Origin of the sequence: Synechococcus sp. RS9902 (genome assembly GCF_014279635.1) — a bacterium.
In the GTDB taxonomy this organism is placed as follows: domain Bacteria; phylum Cyanobacteriota; class Cyanobacteriia; order PCC-6307; family Cyanobiaceae; genus Parasynechococcus.
In genome coordinates this window covers 981,301-996,011 of record NZ_CP047949.1, presented here as the reverse complement: position 1 = coordinate 996,011, position 14,711 = coordinate 981,301, and the positions used below count along the sequence as shown (strand labels likewise).

Here is a 14,711-nt window from a genome sequence, read left to right as displayed (position 1 = left end):
GATTCTTCCAGACAGAACATGTCCTGGCGAAAGAAACGGATGCTCCCGCTGATGCGCAGCTGATCAACCCACCCGGCGACGCTCAGAAAGCTGACGGAACCAGGCGATGTACTGCTCCGGGCCATCGGGCATGAGCGTGTCAATCCGCAGGGGATCCTCCGGATCGGTGATGCCTCGCAAAGTCCCATCGGCATGGCTGGGGCGATCCACCTCTCCATGGCTGCTGTCAACAAGGACAACGCGATTGGATCGACCGCACCAGGCACCGAGGTCCTGCAGCAGGTTGAGGAAACCGCGATCACTCCCACCCCGCAACCAGCCCGTGCCTTCAGCCGATGCCGTGGATGTGACCGTGTCTCCCACACCCACCAGCAACGGCATCCGTTCCGCGGGGATGCGCTGCTGCACCAACGCCAACAGCGCTTCGGGATCGTGGGGAGCCGTTCGCACATTGAACGTCTCACCCAAGGGAGATTCACCCCAACGGCGCTGGATGTGCTGATTGAGCAGCACCAGAAGGCCGGCCTCCTTGATGGACCCGGTGAGCATGAATTGAATGTCGGTGGTTCCCACATCACCTGCAGCAGCGGGCTTGATCCGTTCCTGACCTTGCGCATCACGGCCCAGGTTGGGAGCCACATGCAGGAAGAACGATTCCTCCAAGCCCTGGCCTGCCGCCTCAGCAAGCAACTGATGCATCAGCTCCGAGAGCATCGTCTGCAGGGCCTGCTGAGTGGTGACATCAGCGGGGACAAGTTCAAAAATCCCATTGAGATTGATGGTGGGTGACACCTGGGTGTCCAACACCGCGGCTTTGGCCACCTCGGCCAGATCATCCACACCCAGCTGCGGCAGCAGGCCGGGCAATCGCTCCATCAATAGAGCTTCCATTCGGGTGGGGGCTGCAGCGAGGAACGCCATTTCCGCCGGCGAGACCCCGGGGTGGCTCAAGTCGCCAAAGCGATCCTGCAGCTGCACCCCTCCAGCCGCCAGGCCTGGCAGATAACGGCCCTCATGTCTGGGGAGATCGGAATTCCCCAGGGCCTGCTCCACGAGGCGGTTCACCCCGCGCCGCCCTTCATGCTCGCCGTTGGTCAACACAGCGAATTGACCATCCAGAGCGGCGACCGCATCCACATAGGACGGGTCCATGCGCCGCGTCAGTGGATCCTTCACCAGTTGCATGCAGACGCCGTCCAGGTCCTGCACGATCAGCAGATCCTCAGCACCGGTGAGTTCCTGCAGCAACTGGTCGGGCGTCAAACGGGGCATGGAGGTTCAGGGGAGGTCGCTGCAGCCGACGGAACAGCGGTGCACTTTTATCGCGCAACTGATTAGTGCCAAACCCGTAAGAAGTCCAGTGGGGGAAGGCAGTCAGAAGCACGGATAACAAGCGAAACACCACAGCCAAGCCATCCGGCCAGCGAACATGACGGCCTTGATGCTCCTGCCATGCACCCCACCTGGACCGAACAGTGGTGGCCGATCAGTTATGTGCAGGACCTCGACCCCAATCAGCCGAGCCGGTTCACACTGCTGGAACGGGATCTGGTGATCTGGTGGGATCGCGCCGCATCGAGCTGGCGGATCTTCCCGGATGTCTGCCCCCATCGTTTGGTGCCCCTCAGCGAAGGGCGGATCAACGAGGAAGGGCTACTTGAATGCCCCTATCACGGCTGGAGTTTCGACGGCGGCGGCCAGTGCCAGCGCGTGCCGCAGGCTCTCGAAAACACCCAGCCCAACAACCGTCGATCCCGCTGCGCCAGCCTTCCCACAGCCACGGGGCAGGGGCTGCTGTTCGTCTGGATGGGGGCCCCCGATGCCGCAGACCCCAGTCAGCTCCCCCTGGTGCCAGCCCTGGAGGAGAACCCCGACAGCTGGACGGTGCAGGACACCTTCCGGGATCTGCCGATGGATGCCGTGACCCTGCTGGAGAACGTGCTGGATGTGAGCCACGTTCCCTTCACCCACCACAAGACCGTCGGCAAACGGGAGAACGCCGCGCCGGTGGAAGCTTCCATCACGGGGGAAGACGCCAGCGGCTTCACGGCCCACTGGGAGGAGGGGCCGCGTCGGGGCAAACTCGGCGCCCAATCCACCACCTTTCATGCCCCGCAGCTGATGTGTCATGACCTCACCGCCAAGGGCTTCGGGCGAATTCTCACGGTGGTTTACGCCGTTCCGATTCGCCGCGGCGAGTGCCGCCTCTTCGCCCGCTTCCCCTTCCAGTTCCAATCCGCCGTCCCCCGGCTGCTGATCGGATTAAGGCCCCGCTGGTTGCAACACATCGGCAATCACAAGGTGCTGGAAGACGATCAGGTGTTCCTGCACTGGCAGGAGCGGGTGCTGGAGAGAGCCGGCGGCAGCCCCGCCGTGGAACGCAGTTTTTTCATGCCCACAACGGCAGACGTCTACGTGGCGGCTCTGCATCGCTGGTTGAACGCCAACGGCGGCGAGCCCTTTGCAGGACAACCCCTACCTCCACGGCAAAGCACCACGGCGCTGATGGATCGATACAACAGCCACACCATCCATTGCCGCAGCTGCTCCTCGGCGCTGAAGCGGATTCGTGCGGCACGCCCCTGGGCTTGGGCCCTGCTCTGGGGATCCGCCGTGCTTGTGGGCATCCAGCAGGGCAGCAGCTGGAGCAGCACCGGCTTGGTCACTGCCGCACTGTCGGCCCTGGCACTGCGACAACTCAACCGCTGGGAGCAGGGGCTGACCATTGGCAGCGGCGCGGCCCCCCGCAACCGCTGATCAGAGCCCCGGAACAGGAAGCAAGGTCGGCTTCACCTTGCCCTGGATGTCGACCTTGCCGCCGATGGTGACTTTGTTGTCGACAGACACGTCTGCCCGTACCGCAAGCGGGTCTTCAGCTGTGACGGACACAGCTCCTTCAACCGCCAGAGGGGCATTTCCGCTGATGGTCACCGGGCCTTCGATCGCGAGGGGCGCAGCGCCACCAATGGTGACCTGCTCCTTCACCACGACCGGCAAAGGGGTATCGGAGCGGATGGTGACACTGGGCGGAAGCACCAACTTGTCGACCTGCAATCCGCCCTTAATCGCGATGGGGATGGGCCGACTCAAAAGCTTGGCGGCCGTGACCGCCAGAACCAGGCTGGACAACACAACCGCTGCAGGCCAGCGATACGCCATCAGCAGATCACGGCTGGTCACAGGCCTCTGGGCAATGGTTTGAGCGCATTACAGCGTGTTTGACCCGGTCCTGCCCGTGATGACGACCGCCCAGCCACATCAGGCCGCTATCGACCAGATGTTTTTGCGTGCACGCCGAAGCAAAAGATTGACATGTCACCTGTCCACCACAAAGGGATCGCCATCAATGCATCCAACAAGGCATCCAAATTGCGGGCAACATTGACATCAAACCCCACCAGAGCTTGCACCACGCAACGTCACTGGTTCATTCCAATGGATAGCATGGAGAAAGTTAATAGTCAGCGATGACGCTTTATCTCTACGGCGGCCCGAAGACCCGAGTTTCAATGCCGAAATGGTACTTAGCAGAAAAAGGAATTTCTTACGAATACGTCAACATCGACCTGGCAGCTCGTCAAAACCTTGCAGCGAGCTATCTAGAGGTCAATCCTTTCGGCAAACTGCCTGCCCTCAAAGACGCCAGCAATGGTTTGGTGCTGTTTGAGTCGGGCGCCATTCTTCAGTATCTGTCTGAGAATTACGCCAACGAAGTCCATGACGCCGCAACACGGGCCTCGATCAGCCAGTGGATTCTTTTTGCCAACTCCACACTGGCGATTGCTTTGTTCGTTCCCTCCAATAAGGAACGAGAGTTCCCCAGGCTGATGGCAACCCTGAATGACATCTATACCAAGAAACATTTCCTGGTTGGGGATTGCTGGACCGCAGCAGACTGTGCAGTCAATGCATACCTCGGCTACCTCCCTATTTTCTATCCCAACGAAGACCTCTCCGCTTATCCCGAAATCCAGGCTCTCAATGAGCGAACACGATCCAACCCGAATTACAGAGCAATCATGGGGCTTTGAATCATTCAATTGCCGTTGAATTTCACGCCTTTCTTTCATTTAATTTCCCGCCCTGCTCGATGCTTCCAATTCCGCATCACCCAAGGGACTGGTGTCTGTCTGCTGTGAGCAGTCCTATCCGGAACGCTGCTTAGTCTTGCCGGCATGCGCAATTCCTTCTTCGATCAGAGCCTCGACGCCGGCGCAATCCGTCGGCGCGTGCAGGAGCTCTCGACCGGCAAGGTGGGGTTCTACAGCGTCGGGCTTTATCCAGCCTCGCTGGCCTACAACTGCGCCATGCAGAACGCCAAAGGGCGTCTGCTGCTGGCCCCTCGCCCCGGCCGGGACCTCCTAGGAGCTTTCCCCCAGGAGACGATTGCAACGATGGACGATGAGCACGTGGAGACCGTGCTCAACATGGGCGGCCACCGCATCGGAGGTGAGCTGGTTGCCAACACCCTGAGCGATCTGATCCAGCGCTGCGAGCTTGTGGTGCTCAGCGCCAACAGCAATCACATCGAAGAAGACCTCCAGGAAGCCTGCCGCCTGCGCAAGGAGCTCCATCGGGAGCAGGTGGTGCTGGCCTGCCTGGCGGGATCCTTCAGCCATGACCCGATCAGCAACAGCGCCTATGTGCTGTGCGAACAACAACCCGAGCTCGCCTTCTTCTCCGGCTTCCATCGCCATGGGGCTCTGCGCAACCCCTTCGACAGCTTCACCGCCAATTTCTGCCATCCCAATGCCCTGACGGCCATGTTGGGGGCTCAACTGATGGATCAACTGTCCCCGAACATCCAGGTCTCGGCCGGTGTTCACAACGTAGAGGGGCAGTTCATCAAGGCCGCCAAAAACATGGCCTCGGTGTTCGCCGGTTTCGGCTACGGCTTCCATCAGGACAACCCCGGGGTGTTGCCAACGCTGCTGACCCTGCTGCTGAACCAGTGCTTGGACCAGGCGGCCACAGTGTCGATGGCACGCCCCGACCGTCAACGGCTGTACCACCGGCAGCCATTTCCGCTCACGGAACTGGGCTACGCCGTCCCCAGGATTGAATCCACCCTGGTGCGCGATGGCGACTTTGAGCGGGTGCGGGACCACACCTTCAGCCAACTCACGGCGATGGTGGCCGATGTGCGCGGCAGCATGATGCTGCCGGTCTCCGGAAGCCCCACCCGCAACTTCCAGGCCGGGCAAGTGATGGCCGAGGCGATGCGCGATCAAGGCCGCTGCCCCCATTCCATGGAGGAATTGGAGCAGTGGTGTGAAGCCGCAGGCCTGCGCAAGGGTGGACTGGAGGGGCTCAAATCCCTGCGGTACTGGCCTCAGATCGCCCGCAAGTACGCCATCCCAGCCAACGACGCCTCGATGGTGAACCTGCTGTACATGGCGATTTACGGGCGGGCAGGCGTGAAGAAGACTGCCTACCGGGTGATGACGGAAAGCCGTGAACTCTCCAGTTACTGCCAGGAATCCGTGCGGCCCAGCCACAGCCGTCGCTACGCCGAGGCACTTCAGAACCTCGATGTTCCCAAAGCCCTCGAGCTGGTGGTGAATGCCGTGATTGCCGACAACGCCAATCAGGCCATGGGCAGCAAGATGGCTCTGGACGAGAACGGTGAGACCGGGGCACCGGCCTACCTGGAGCTCATGGATGTGATCGAAAGCCAGCTCGATGCCTGAGTCGGCTGTGGTTCTGCACACCTGAACGGGGCAAGGCACCGGAAGAACGGCAAGGTGCCATGTGAGACCCATGCGACCGTTCATGACCGAGGCCCTGGAAGCCATTGCCGATCGCTTCCATCCTCGTGAGGGGATCAAAGCCATCCGTTCCCTTGGTTCGGGCAACGTCAACGAAACGTTCCTCGTGACCCACGAGGGACAGGATGGCGCCTTCGTCATGCAACGCCTGAACACAAACGTGTTCGATCGGCCTGACCTGGTGATGCAGAACCTGCAAGCCCTGGGCGACCACATGGAACGCCGTCTCGCCTCTCCACCCCCACAATTGAAGGGGCGGCGCTGGGAAGTGCCCAGGGTGGTTCCTTCTCGGCGAGAGGCCTCCCCCTGGATCGAACAGAACGGAGAGTTCTGGCGCTCGATCACGTACATCGGCGCGGCAACCACCAGCGATGTCATCCGGGACAGTGCCCATGCCCAGGAAGTGGGCTACGGGCTGGGCATGTTCCACCACCTGATCAGCGATCTACCCATCAATCAACTGGCGGACACCCTCGAGAATTTCCACGTCACGCCGGCCTACCTCCAACACTTCGATGCGGTCGCCAAAGCCACAGACCGCCTTGGGCCTGCCGAACGTGACGCCTGCGCGTTCATCGAGGCACGTCGTCAGGGCATCGATGTGCTGGAAGCAGCGCTCAGCCGCGGTGAACTCCATCACCGCCCCATCCATGGGGACCCCAAGATCAACAACGTGATGATCGATGAGGCCAGCGGCCAGGCGATCGGTCTGATCGATCTGGACACCGTCAAACCGGGGCTCATTCATTACGACATCGGTGACTGTGTGCGCTCCTGCTGCAATCCAGCCGGTGAGGAAACCCTCTGCCTCGACGATGTGAGCTTCGACATGGAGCTCTGTGAGGCGATCCTCACGGGCTACCTCTCCGTTGCTGGTGGGTTCCTGAGTGACTGGGACCTGCACTATCTGCCCCACTGCATCCGCCTGACCCCCCTCGAGCTTGGCCTGCGCTTTCTCACGGATCATTTGGAGGGCGATGTGTATTTCCGCTGCGATCGACCTGGGCACAACCTGCAACGGGCCCTGGTGCAATTCCGACTCACCGAAGCGGTGGAGCAACAGTTCAACGCCCTGGAGCAACTGGTTGCTCGGCTGAAGCAGCAGCCAAGTCCAAACCTCTGAGATGGCGCGTTCTGCCGTGATGCTGCGTCAGGCCTGCCGCCTGATTCCCTTTGAACGGTCCATTCCAGCTGGGGTCCAGATCAGCGCTGAGCTGGTGTGGAGGCGCGAGGGTTGGCTGGAACTCAGCTATGGGGTTCTGGCCCGCGCGGCCAAGGGCATTGGCGTCCTGAAGCTGCCGGCAGGGCTGAAGGATGGGCCCCAACAGGGGCAGCGCAAAAATGAGCTCTGGACCACCACCTGCTTCGAAGCCTTCATCGCTGCCCCCGGGGAGCAGCGTTACTGGGAAGTGAATCTGGCTGCCAATGGCGATTGGGTGTTCTATCGCTTCAATGGCTATCGCAGTGGACAAACGCAGCAGGAACTGAGCACACCCCCAACGGTGCGGCTGCAACGTGGGTTGCACCAACTGCGGCTCGACGCCCGTATTGCATTGGAGCCTTGGTGGACACCAGACGTCTGCCCAGACCTGGCACTGACAGCCGTGATTGACCGTGGACAGGAGGGGCTGAGCCATTGGGCCCTCCGCCACGGCCCCAAGGCCGACTTTCACGACCGCAGCACCTTTCTTGCCGCCTGAACCGCACCGGTAGGGTCAACACAGCGCCCCTGCCCCACCATGCGCAGCCGCAATGTGCTTGTTGTCTCAGCCATCACGGCAAGCCTGCTGAGCGGGCTGTGGCTGAGACCAAAACAGCCGCAGGCCGCAGCCGAAGCGGTTGTTTCCCAGCAAGCTGTCACCAAGCAGGCTGTCAGCAAGCCCGGGGTGACTGAGCCAGGGGTGAAATCACCTGTGCTGCTTCCTGCCCAGGCCAGCCAACCGAAAACCAAAGATGGCCGGCAGTACCCCCTTGTGCCCGCTGAGCCAGCCGAGCTGGCAACACTGCTGGCGGCCGTTGAACAGGCGCTGAGGGATCCCGCCACAGCGGCCGAGGCCCTGCCCGATCTCGGCCACCAACAACAGGTGATCTACCGGGTCTTGTCGACGGACCAACCCAGATCTCAGCAGGTCGTTGACGCGTTACCCCCGCGCTGGCGCAGCGTGGCGAAACGCCACCTGGCAGCACGGCGTGAATTCGTTCGCATGAGCCGCGGCCGTGGAGCGACGATGCTCCCCGCCTGGCGGATCATCCAGCCCGAACCAGCGGCGAAGCTGCTCAGCTATTACCGCAAGGCCGAGGCAGCGACAGGAATCGAATGGGAGGTTCTGGCGGCCGTGAACCTCGTGGAAACCGGAATGGGACGCATCGATGGCATCTCCGTGGCCAATGCCCAGGGCCCGATGCAGTTCCTGCCCACCACCTGGGCCGAGCCCGGCATTGGCGCCGGGAACATCCGCGATCCCCACGACGCCATCCAGGCAGCAGCGCGTTACCTGGTGAGGCGGGGCGGACTGCAGGACATTCGCCGCGGCCTCTGGGGCTACAACAACAGCGATTACTACGGCCGCGCCGTGCTGCTCTATGCCTCACTGATGAAGGAGGACCCTGCGGCCTACACCGGCCTGTATCACTGGGAGATCCACTTCAGTGCAGCGGCCGGTGATCTTTGGCTGCCGGTGGGTTACAACCAACCGCAGCGCATCACGGTTGAGCAGCATCTGCAGGCCAACCCAGCCAGCAGATCACCAAACGGGTGAGCACCGACACCTACGCTGAGACCTGGCGTGATCCAGGAAGCGGGTGTCCAAGGAAACCTCCCATCGCGGTGATGAACTGAAGGGTCTCGGCTGGTCCGAGGCGGATGTGGCTCGCTACGTCGAGCTGTGGGAATACCGGCAGCGCTGGGGGGCCATGAATTTGGAACGGGAGGATCGCCTGTTCCTGCGCAAAGCCGAAAAAGCTCTGCCGGCGATTGTGACCGGACGGGCCGCCGCCAAGAAATCAATCAAAGACAAGACCTACTACCGCTGGCTGCGCTTCCATCTCGATGCGATGACCGAAGCCGAGGCGGGCATGGGCCTTGGCGACGGTGAACGCGGAGCATGGACGGTGCTGCTGGAGGCTGAACTCCGTTTGCTCGACCATTACGAACCAGTGCTCGGCTTGCCCGACACGTTGAAAGCCAAAGCCCTCAGCCCTGTGCGTGAAAAGCTCACGGCCCAAGTGGCTGCTCTCGGCAACACCAAGGCCTACGACTTCCAGGCGCCCCTGATTGCACTGAAAGCAGAAGACAGCAGCAACCGCTGGAAGCATCTGCGCGAGGTGGATGCAAGTGATCGCACCTATCCCCTGCTCAGCGCCGATGGCGTGGCTGGATTCCGCAGCGAAGCGCACCGCGATATTCAAGAGGTGATCCGCAACACATTCCCTTCTTTGGCGGAAACCGACAAACCCGAGCTCTCTGACGACTAGAACTGGGGCAGTGGCCCCGCCGAAGACCATGTCTCACCGCTTCGAGACCCTGCAGCTGCACGCCGGGCAGTCCCCGGATAGTGCAACCAACGCGCGGGCGGTTCCCATTTATCAGACCAGCTCCTACGTCTTCAATGACGCCGAACACGGAGCCAACCTCTTCGGTCTGAAGGAATTCGGGAACATCTACACCCGCCTGATGAACCCCACCACCGACGTGTTTGAAAAACGCGTCGCCGCCCTTGAAGGCGGGGTGGCCGCACTGGCGACAGCCTCAGGCCAGTCGGCTCAGTTCCTGGCGATCACCAACTGCATGCAGGCGGGAGACAACTTCGTTTCAACGTCTTACCTGTACGGCGGCACCTACAACCAGTTCAAGGTGCAGTTCCCTCGCTTGGGAATCGACGTGCGCTTTGCCGAAGGCGACGACGTCGCAAGCTTTGCAGCGCAAATCGACGACAACACCAAGGCGCTCTACGTGGAAGCGATGGGAAATCCCCGCTTCAACATCCCCGACTTTGAGGGTCTTTCAGCGCTTGCCAAAGAGAAAGGTATCCCCTTAATCGTCGACAACACCCTGGGAGCCTGTGGAGCTCTGCTGCGACCAATTGACCACGGCGCTGATGTGGTCGTTGAAAGTGCGACCAAGTGGATCGGGGGCCACGGCACCAGCCTGGGGGGAGTGATCGTGGACGCCGGCACCTTCAACTGGGGCAACGGCAAGTTCCCGTTGATGAGCCAGCCCAGCGCGGCCTATCACGGCTTGGTGCACTGGGATGCCTTTGGCTTCGGCAGTGACGTCTGCAAAATGCTGGGCTTGCCCGATGACCGCAACATCGCCTTCGCCCTGCGGGCCCGGGTGGAGGGCCTGCGGGATTGGGGGCCGGCCGTCAGTCCGTTCAACAGCTTCCTGCTGCTGCAGGGCCTGGAAACCCTGAGCCTGCGCGTTGAGCGCCACACCGAAAACGCCATGGCCCTGGCCACCTGGCTGCAGGACCATCCCGCCATCGCCCATGTGAGCTATCCAGGTCTGGCCAGTGATCCTTACAACGCTGCCGCGAAGAAATACCTGACAGGCCGTGGCATGGGATGCATGCTGATGTTCTCCCTCAACGGTGGCTATGACGATGCGGTTCGCTTCATCGACAGCCTCAAGCTGGCCAGCCACCTCGCCAACGTGGGCGATGCCAAAACCCTGGTGATTCACCCCGCGTCCACGACCCACCAACAACTCAGTGAGGCGGAGCAAGCTTCGGCTGGCGTGACCCCCACGATGGTGCGGGTCTCCGTCGGACTCGAGCACATCGACGACATCAAGGCCGACTTCGAACAGGCCCTCGCCGTTCTCAGCTGAATGACGTCCCAGCTTCCATGGCGCTGATCCTTCCTGGCAGTTACCACAAAATCGCGGAGGTTGAACGCAACCGGATTTCCTGGATTGAGCCCGAACAGGCTGAACGCCAGGACATCCGGCCCCTGCGGATCGGCATCTTGAACATCATGCCGCTGGGCAAGCAGTACGAGTTCAACCTGCTGCATCCGCTGGGCCTATCGGTTCTGCAGATCGAACCGATTTGGATTCGCCTCAACTCCCACGCCTACAAGAGCTGGGATCAGAACCATCTCGACCAGCTCTATGTGAGCTGGGATGAAGCCTTGTCCCAGGGTCCTCTGGATGGCTTGATCATCACCGGTGCCCCCGTGGAACACCTGCCCTTTGAACAGGTCAGTTACTGGAACGAACTGGTCCAGTTGATTGAGGAAGCGCGCAGCACCTGTGCCAGCACCCTCGGACTGTGCTGGGCCGGTTTCGCCCTCGCCTACCTTGCGGGCGTCGACAAGGTGCCCTTCCAGCAGAAGCTGTTCGGGATCTACCCGATGCGCAGCCTTGTCCCGGGGCATCCATTGATGGGAACCCAGGACGACCATTTCGTCTGCCCCCAGAGCCGTCATGCCGGACTGCCGGATGCCGCGATGGAAGCCGCCGAACGGGACGGACGTCTTCGCTTGCTCGCCCATGGCGAACAAGTGGGCTACACCATTTTCGAGACACCGGATCAGCGGCAGCTGATGCACCTCGGCCACCCCGAGTACAACGTGGGGCGGATCCTCGGAGAAATGGAACGCGACCGAGCCCGCGGAGATGTTCCGCCGCCCGAAAATTTCGATGCGGCCCAACCCCAGACCCTCTGGCGCTCCCACCGGAACCTTCTGTTCCAGCAGTGGCTCTGGTTCTGCTATCAGCGGGTCAGCCTCAAAGCCTGATCAGGCTTGGTTGCAGCAGCACCCCTTAACCGTGTCGTTTCGGAGTGGGTTCCAGATTGGCCGAAGACTCCTGAGCGACGGCCTCTGGACGCTCAGCGGATTTGCGATTGAGTTCCCGCTCCAGCGAGGCAATGCGTCTCTCGCGAAGGCAATGACGGCATCCACCCAGGGTTTGCAGATGCTTTTCCGGTGTGATCGTGATCGGTTGAACCGGATGGGCGTTGCAACGGATTTGAACAGGACTCTTGTAACTCCGCCAGCGGATCAAGCTGTAATCGAATTGATCACCGAAGCGCTGCACGGCGCGCTTGAGAAATTCGTCTTGGGTGATTCGGGCTCCCATGCCACCGAATGTATGGGACAGTCTCGGGATCGAACCGACCTCGTCATCCGACGTCACGAATGACCATCCATCCAGCTGCAGCTGAAACGGACTGGTCCCTGCATGAGGGTTGGCTGAAGCCAGAGCTTGCCAGGCACTGGCAAACACAGCTTGAACAACAGCTCCAGTGGGAGCAGCCCGTGGTTCAGGTCTATGGGAAGCGCCACCCGGTGCCCCGACTGACGGTGTTTCTTGCCAATGAAGGAATTCACTACCGCTACAGCGGTGCCATTCACACCGGTGATGGCTGGCCTGCATGGTTCAAGCCATTGCTGCACCAGGTGAATGAAGCCTGTGAGACCAACTTCAACGGATGCCTGCTCAATTGGTATCGCCATGGCGATGACCGCATGGGTTGGCACGCCGATGACGAACCGGAAATTGATCAGCGGGCTCCAATTGCCTCCCTTTCACTCGGGGCAACGCGGGATTTTCAGCTCCGCCACCGCAAAACTGCACACCTAAAAATGTCTCTGCCATTGGCCGATGGTGACCTTCTGGTTATGCACCCGGGCTGTCAGAGCCGATGGATGCACAGTGTTCCTCAGCGGCGCAAAGTGCAGAGCACCCGCATCAACCTCACCTTTCGCCGTTTTCAGAACTGAGATCGCAGCAGCACACCCCATGCAGGCGCTGAAATTAGGGCCAGCAACGTGCTCCAAAACACCAGCCCTGCGGCCCGCTCCTGATCAGAACCCACTGATTCTGCAATGAGCAAAAGAGAGATTGCCGTCGGCGCGGCGCCTTGCAGAGCAACCGCCTGAACCATCAAAGGCTTGAACTGCAGCAGAGACGCCAGAAGCCAAAGCAGCAACGGGTAGAGCAGCAGCTTGGCCACCAGTGGCTTAAGCAGCTGCAGGGGACGTGCTTCCGGCGCAATGCCCTGGCGATGAATGCTGCCCAGGCGCATGCCCACCACCATCAGAGCCAGCACAATCACGCAGCGTGAAGGCCACCACAGCGCATCGGCCACCGACGCAGACCATGGGGTCGCCTGAACCAGCAAAGCGCCGATGAGCCCGCGGGTTGCCGGACTCCCAGCAACGCTGCTCAGCAACCCTCGCAACCGCTGAGATCCATCGACCTGCCCCCCAATCAGCAGCGGTCCCAGGCTCCAGACCAGCAGAGTCGCCCCGAGGTCGTAGCCAATGCTGATGGGCAGAGCCTCATCGGGAAGGAAAGCCAGGGCGAGAGGAACCCCGAAATAGGCCGTGTTTCCGGTGCAACTGCCAAGCCGCAGCGTGGGAGACGCCAACTCAGCCAATCCCGGCAGGCGCGAGCCCCCCACCAGAACAAGGCCCATGGCGAGCACCGCAAGACCTGCTGCCTGCAACATGTCGACGCTGAGGCCACCCTTCAACAGCAGGCCCATCACACTGATCGGCACACCGAACCGCACCAGCGGTGCAGCCAAGCGAGTGGACAGGGTTTCATGGCGTCGACCAGCCCAGAACCCAATCAGAAGAGAGGGCACAAGCTCCAGCAAAAACCGAAGAATTGGCACCTCCATCAGATCAATCGACCCTAGAAACCTGAGATGACTGATGCCTCAGCCCCAGGCTTAATCTGAATCCCAATCGGCCGCGTGGATCAAGCTGATGCAACCAGCTTCACGCCATCGCATCGTGCGCAGTGATCAATCAGAGGATGGGCTGACACGGCAGCGCTTCGACAGCTACGACGCTGCCTACGATGAACTTGAGCGTTACTACGGCGATTTTTGCTGCTCTGATGATGATCGTGTCGAGTACACGATCGTTTGTGAAGCCTCAGAGAGTCCTTAGGTTGTAACCACTGAGAAGGCCTCCATATCAGCCCGTCAGGCTTCATCGCAGCAGAGCAGTCTCAAAAACCAGACCACAGAGACGCATCCCTAGATACCAGCCTTTCAAAGCACTGAGCCTGGGCAATATCGGCTCGATTGATTGACATCCAGCCAGACAACCAGTTATGAACTATGTATCCATTGAGACGCATCTAAAATGCTGACCGGTTCCGATCTGCTTGCCAAGGTCAAAGAACTTGGAGATGTTTCCAAATCCGATTTGGTGAGAGCTTGCGGATACGTCTCTGACAAGAAAGGTGGTGGTGATCGCCTGAATTTCACTGCGTTCTACGAGGCTCTGCTCGAGGCCAAGGGCGTCAATCTCAGCAGCGGTGGTGCTGCGATCGGCAAAGGCGGTCGCAAGCTGAGCTACATCGCCAAGGTGCAGGGCAATGGCAATCTTTTGATCGGCAAGGCCTACACCGCCATGCTGAACCTGGAACCCGGTGACGAGTTTGAGATCAAGCTGGGCAAGAAAGCCATCCGTCTGATCCCTACGGGTGCAGCTGCAGAGCACAGCGAAGCTGCTGACCAGGTTGACGAGTGATCAACGTATCCATCATCCCCAGCTGAATCCCTTTGAGCCCTCCCCTATGTGGGGAGTTTTTTTTTGCAATGGAGCAACAGAGGTCCGTCCGCAACCACGATGGGGCTGGCATCACAATTGCTGCTCGGTAATGTGAGCCGAAGTGGCGCGGCAGAGTTGAAATCCTTCAGGGAAACCGTCGCATCGTTCCTGAGCAATACCTTTCTGTTGGGGGGCTCAGTCGCCCTGTCCATCCATATCGTGCTGACCTTTTTTCGGATGCACGGACTGGCGTTGACCCTCGCTTTTGTGGCGTTTTGGCTGATCAGCGTGACGGCCTACTTCCATTGGACGGGGCAACAGGCGATGCCTCGGACGGTCAGAAAAGCTTCAACACACGACAAGCACAACCGGAAGCCCACTGAGGCTTGGAGAGAACGACAGTCAGCCTGAGGTCCTGCACGAGGTTGC

The 14,711-nt window shown here is 60.6% G+C and carries 17 protein-coding genes; 13 read left to right on the top strand and 4 right to left on the bottom strand.

The window, feature by feature from the left end:
* Positions 1–63 precede the first annotated feature (63 nt).
* Positions 64–1,272 carry a glucosylglycerol 3-phosphatase gene (stpA, locus tag SynRS9902_RS05245; protein ID WP_186510237.1) on the bottom strand — a complete coding sequence of 403 codons (1,209 nt, stop codon included), beginning with the start codon at positions 1,270–1,272 and terminating at the stop codon, positions 64–66.
* Positions 1,273–1,452: 180 nt separating this feature from the next.
* Here stpA and SynRS9902_RS05240 point away from each other — a divergent pair, with 180 nt between their 5' ends.
* Positions 1,453–2,757 carry a Rieske 2Fe-2S domain-containing protein gene (locus SynRS9902_RS05240; RefSeq protein ID WP_186510236.1) on the top strand — a complete coding sequence of 435 codons (1,305 nt, stop codon included), beginning with the start codon at positions 1,453–1,455 and terminating at the stop codon, positions 2,755–2,757.
* Here the strand turns inward: SynRS9902_RS05240 and SynRS9902_RS05235 are convergent, their stop codons facing one another.
* Positions 2,758–3,180 carry a hypothetical protein gene (locus SynRS9902_RS05235; protein ID WP_255446212.1) on the bottom strand — a complete coding sequence of 141 codons (423 nt, stop codon included), beginning with the start codon at positions 3,178–3,180 and terminating at the stop codon, positions 2,758–2,760.
* Between the two features lie 287 nt (positions 3,181–3,467).
* On the opposite strand from SynRS9902_RS05235, the gene SynRS9902_RS05230 reads away from it, so the two are divergent.
* From SynRS9902_RS05230 to SynRS9902_RS05195, 8 genes are all read left to right on the top strand, one after another.
* Positions 3,468–4,031 carry a glutathione S-transferase family protein gene (locus tag SynRS9902_RS05230; protein WP_186510235.1) on the top strand — a complete coding sequence of 188 codons (564 nt, stop codon included), beginning with the start codon at positions 3,468–3,470 and terminating at the stop codon, positions 4,029–4,031.
* Between the two features lie 144 nt (positions 4,032–4,175).
* Positions 4,176–5,690 carry a hypothetical protein gene (locus SynRS9902_RS05225; protein ID WP_186510234.1) on the top strand — a complete coding sequence of 505 codons (1,515 nt, stop codon included), beginning with the start codon at positions 4,176–4,178 and terminating at the stop codon, positions 5,688–5,690.
* A gap of 70 nt (positions 5,691–5,760) precedes the next feature.
* Positions 5,761–6,891, top strand: coding sequence for a phosphotransferase enzyme family protein (locus SynRS9902_RS05220; RefSeq protein ID WP_186510233.1), 1,131 nt, complete (start codon positions 5,761–5,763; stop codon positions 6,889–6,891).
* Between the two features lies 1 nt (position 6,892).
* The gene (locus SynRS9902_RS05215; RefSeq protein ID WP_186510232.1) at positions 6,893–7,468 is read left to right on the top strand and encodes a DOMON-like domain-containing protein; all 576 of its coding nucleotides are present in this window, start codon (positions 6,893–6,895) and stop codon (positions 7,466–7,468) included.
* Positions 7,469–7,507: 39 nt separating this feature from the next.
* Positions 7,508–8,527 carry a lytic transglycosylase domain-containing protein gene (locus SynRS9902_RS05210; RefSeq protein ID WP_186510231.1) on the top strand — a complete coding sequence of 340 codons (1,020 nt, stop codon included), beginning with the start codon at positions 7,508–7,510 and terminating at the stop codon, positions 8,525–8,527.
* Between the two features lie 43 nt (positions 8,528–8,570).
* Positions 8,571–9,242 (top strand): hypothetical protein, encoded by a 672-nt coding sequence (locus SynRS9902_RS05205; protein ID WP_186510230.1) that lies wholly within the window; start codon positions 8,571–8,573, stop codon positions 9,240–9,242.
* 28 nt (positions 9,243–9,270) lie between these two features.
* Complete coding sequence (locus tag SynRS9902_RS05200) at positions 9,271–10,596, top strand: O-acetylhomoserine aminocarboxypropyltransferase/cysteine synthase family protein (RefSeq protein ID WP_114988009.1); 1,326 nt, start codon at positions 9,271–9,273, stop codon at positions 10,594–10,596.
* A gap of 17 nt (positions 10,597–10,613) precedes the next feature.
* Positions 10,614–11,507, top strand: a complete 894-nt coding sequence (locus SynRS9902_RS05195; RefSeq protein WP_186510229.1) for a homoserine O-succinyltransferase — start codon at positions 10,614–10,616, stop codon at positions 11,505–11,507.
* A 25-nt stretch (positions 11,508–11,532) separates the two neighbouring features.
* On the opposite strand, the gene SynRS9902_RS05190 is transcribed toward SynRS9902_RS05195, so the two are convergent.
* A complete protein-coding gene (locus SynRS9902_RS05190) occupies positions 11,533–11,850 on the bottom strand; it encodes a hypothetical protein (protein WP_186510228.1) in 318 nt (105 codons plus the stop codon).
* Between the two features lie 59 nt (positions 11,851–11,909).
* On the opposite strand from SynRS9902_RS05190, the gene SynRS9902_RS05185 reads away from it, so the two are divergent.
* A complete protein-coding gene (locus tag SynRS9902_RS05185) occupies positions 11,910–12,494 on the top strand; it encodes an alpha-ketoglutarate-dependent dioxygenase AlkB (protein WP_186510227.1) in 585 nt (194 codons plus the stop codon).
* On the opposite strand, the gene SynRS9902_RS05180 is transcribed toward SynRS9902_RS05185, so the two are convergent.
* Positions 12,485–13,399, bottom strand: a complete 915-nt coding sequence (locus SynRS9902_RS05180) for an AEC family transporter (RefSeq protein ID WP_186510226.1) — start codon at positions 13,397–13,399, stop codon at positions 12,485–12,487. The genes SynRS9902_RS05185 and SynRS9902_RS05180 overlap by 10 nt on opposite strands.
* 88 nt (positions 13,400–13,487) lie before the next feature.
* On the opposite strand from SynRS9902_RS05180, the gene SynRS9902_RS05175 reads away from it, so the two are divergent.
* From SynRS9902_RS05175 to SynRS9902_RS05165, 3 genes are all read left to right on the top strand, one after another.
* On the top strand, positions 13,488–13,673 hold the full coding sequence (locus SynRS9902_RS05175; RefSeq protein WP_186510225.1) for a hypothetical protein: 186 nt from the start codon (positions 13,488–13,490) through the stop codon (positions 13,671–13,673).
* 198 nt (positions 13,674–13,871) lie between these two features.
* The gene (locus tag SynRS9902_RS05170; RefSeq protein ID WP_186510224.1) at positions 13,872–14,261 is read left to right on the top strand and encodes an AbrB family transcriptional regulator; all 390 of its coding nucleotides are present in this window, start codon (positions 13,872–13,874) and stop codon (positions 14,259–14,261) included.
* A gap of 99 nt (positions 14,262–14,360) precedes the next feature.
* Positions 14,361–14,693, top strand: coding sequence for a hypothetical protein (locus SynRS9902_RS05165; protein ID WP_186510223.1), 333 nt, complete (start codon positions 14,361–14,363; stop codon positions 14,691–14,693).
* Positions 14,694–14,711 lie beyond the last annotated feature (18 nt).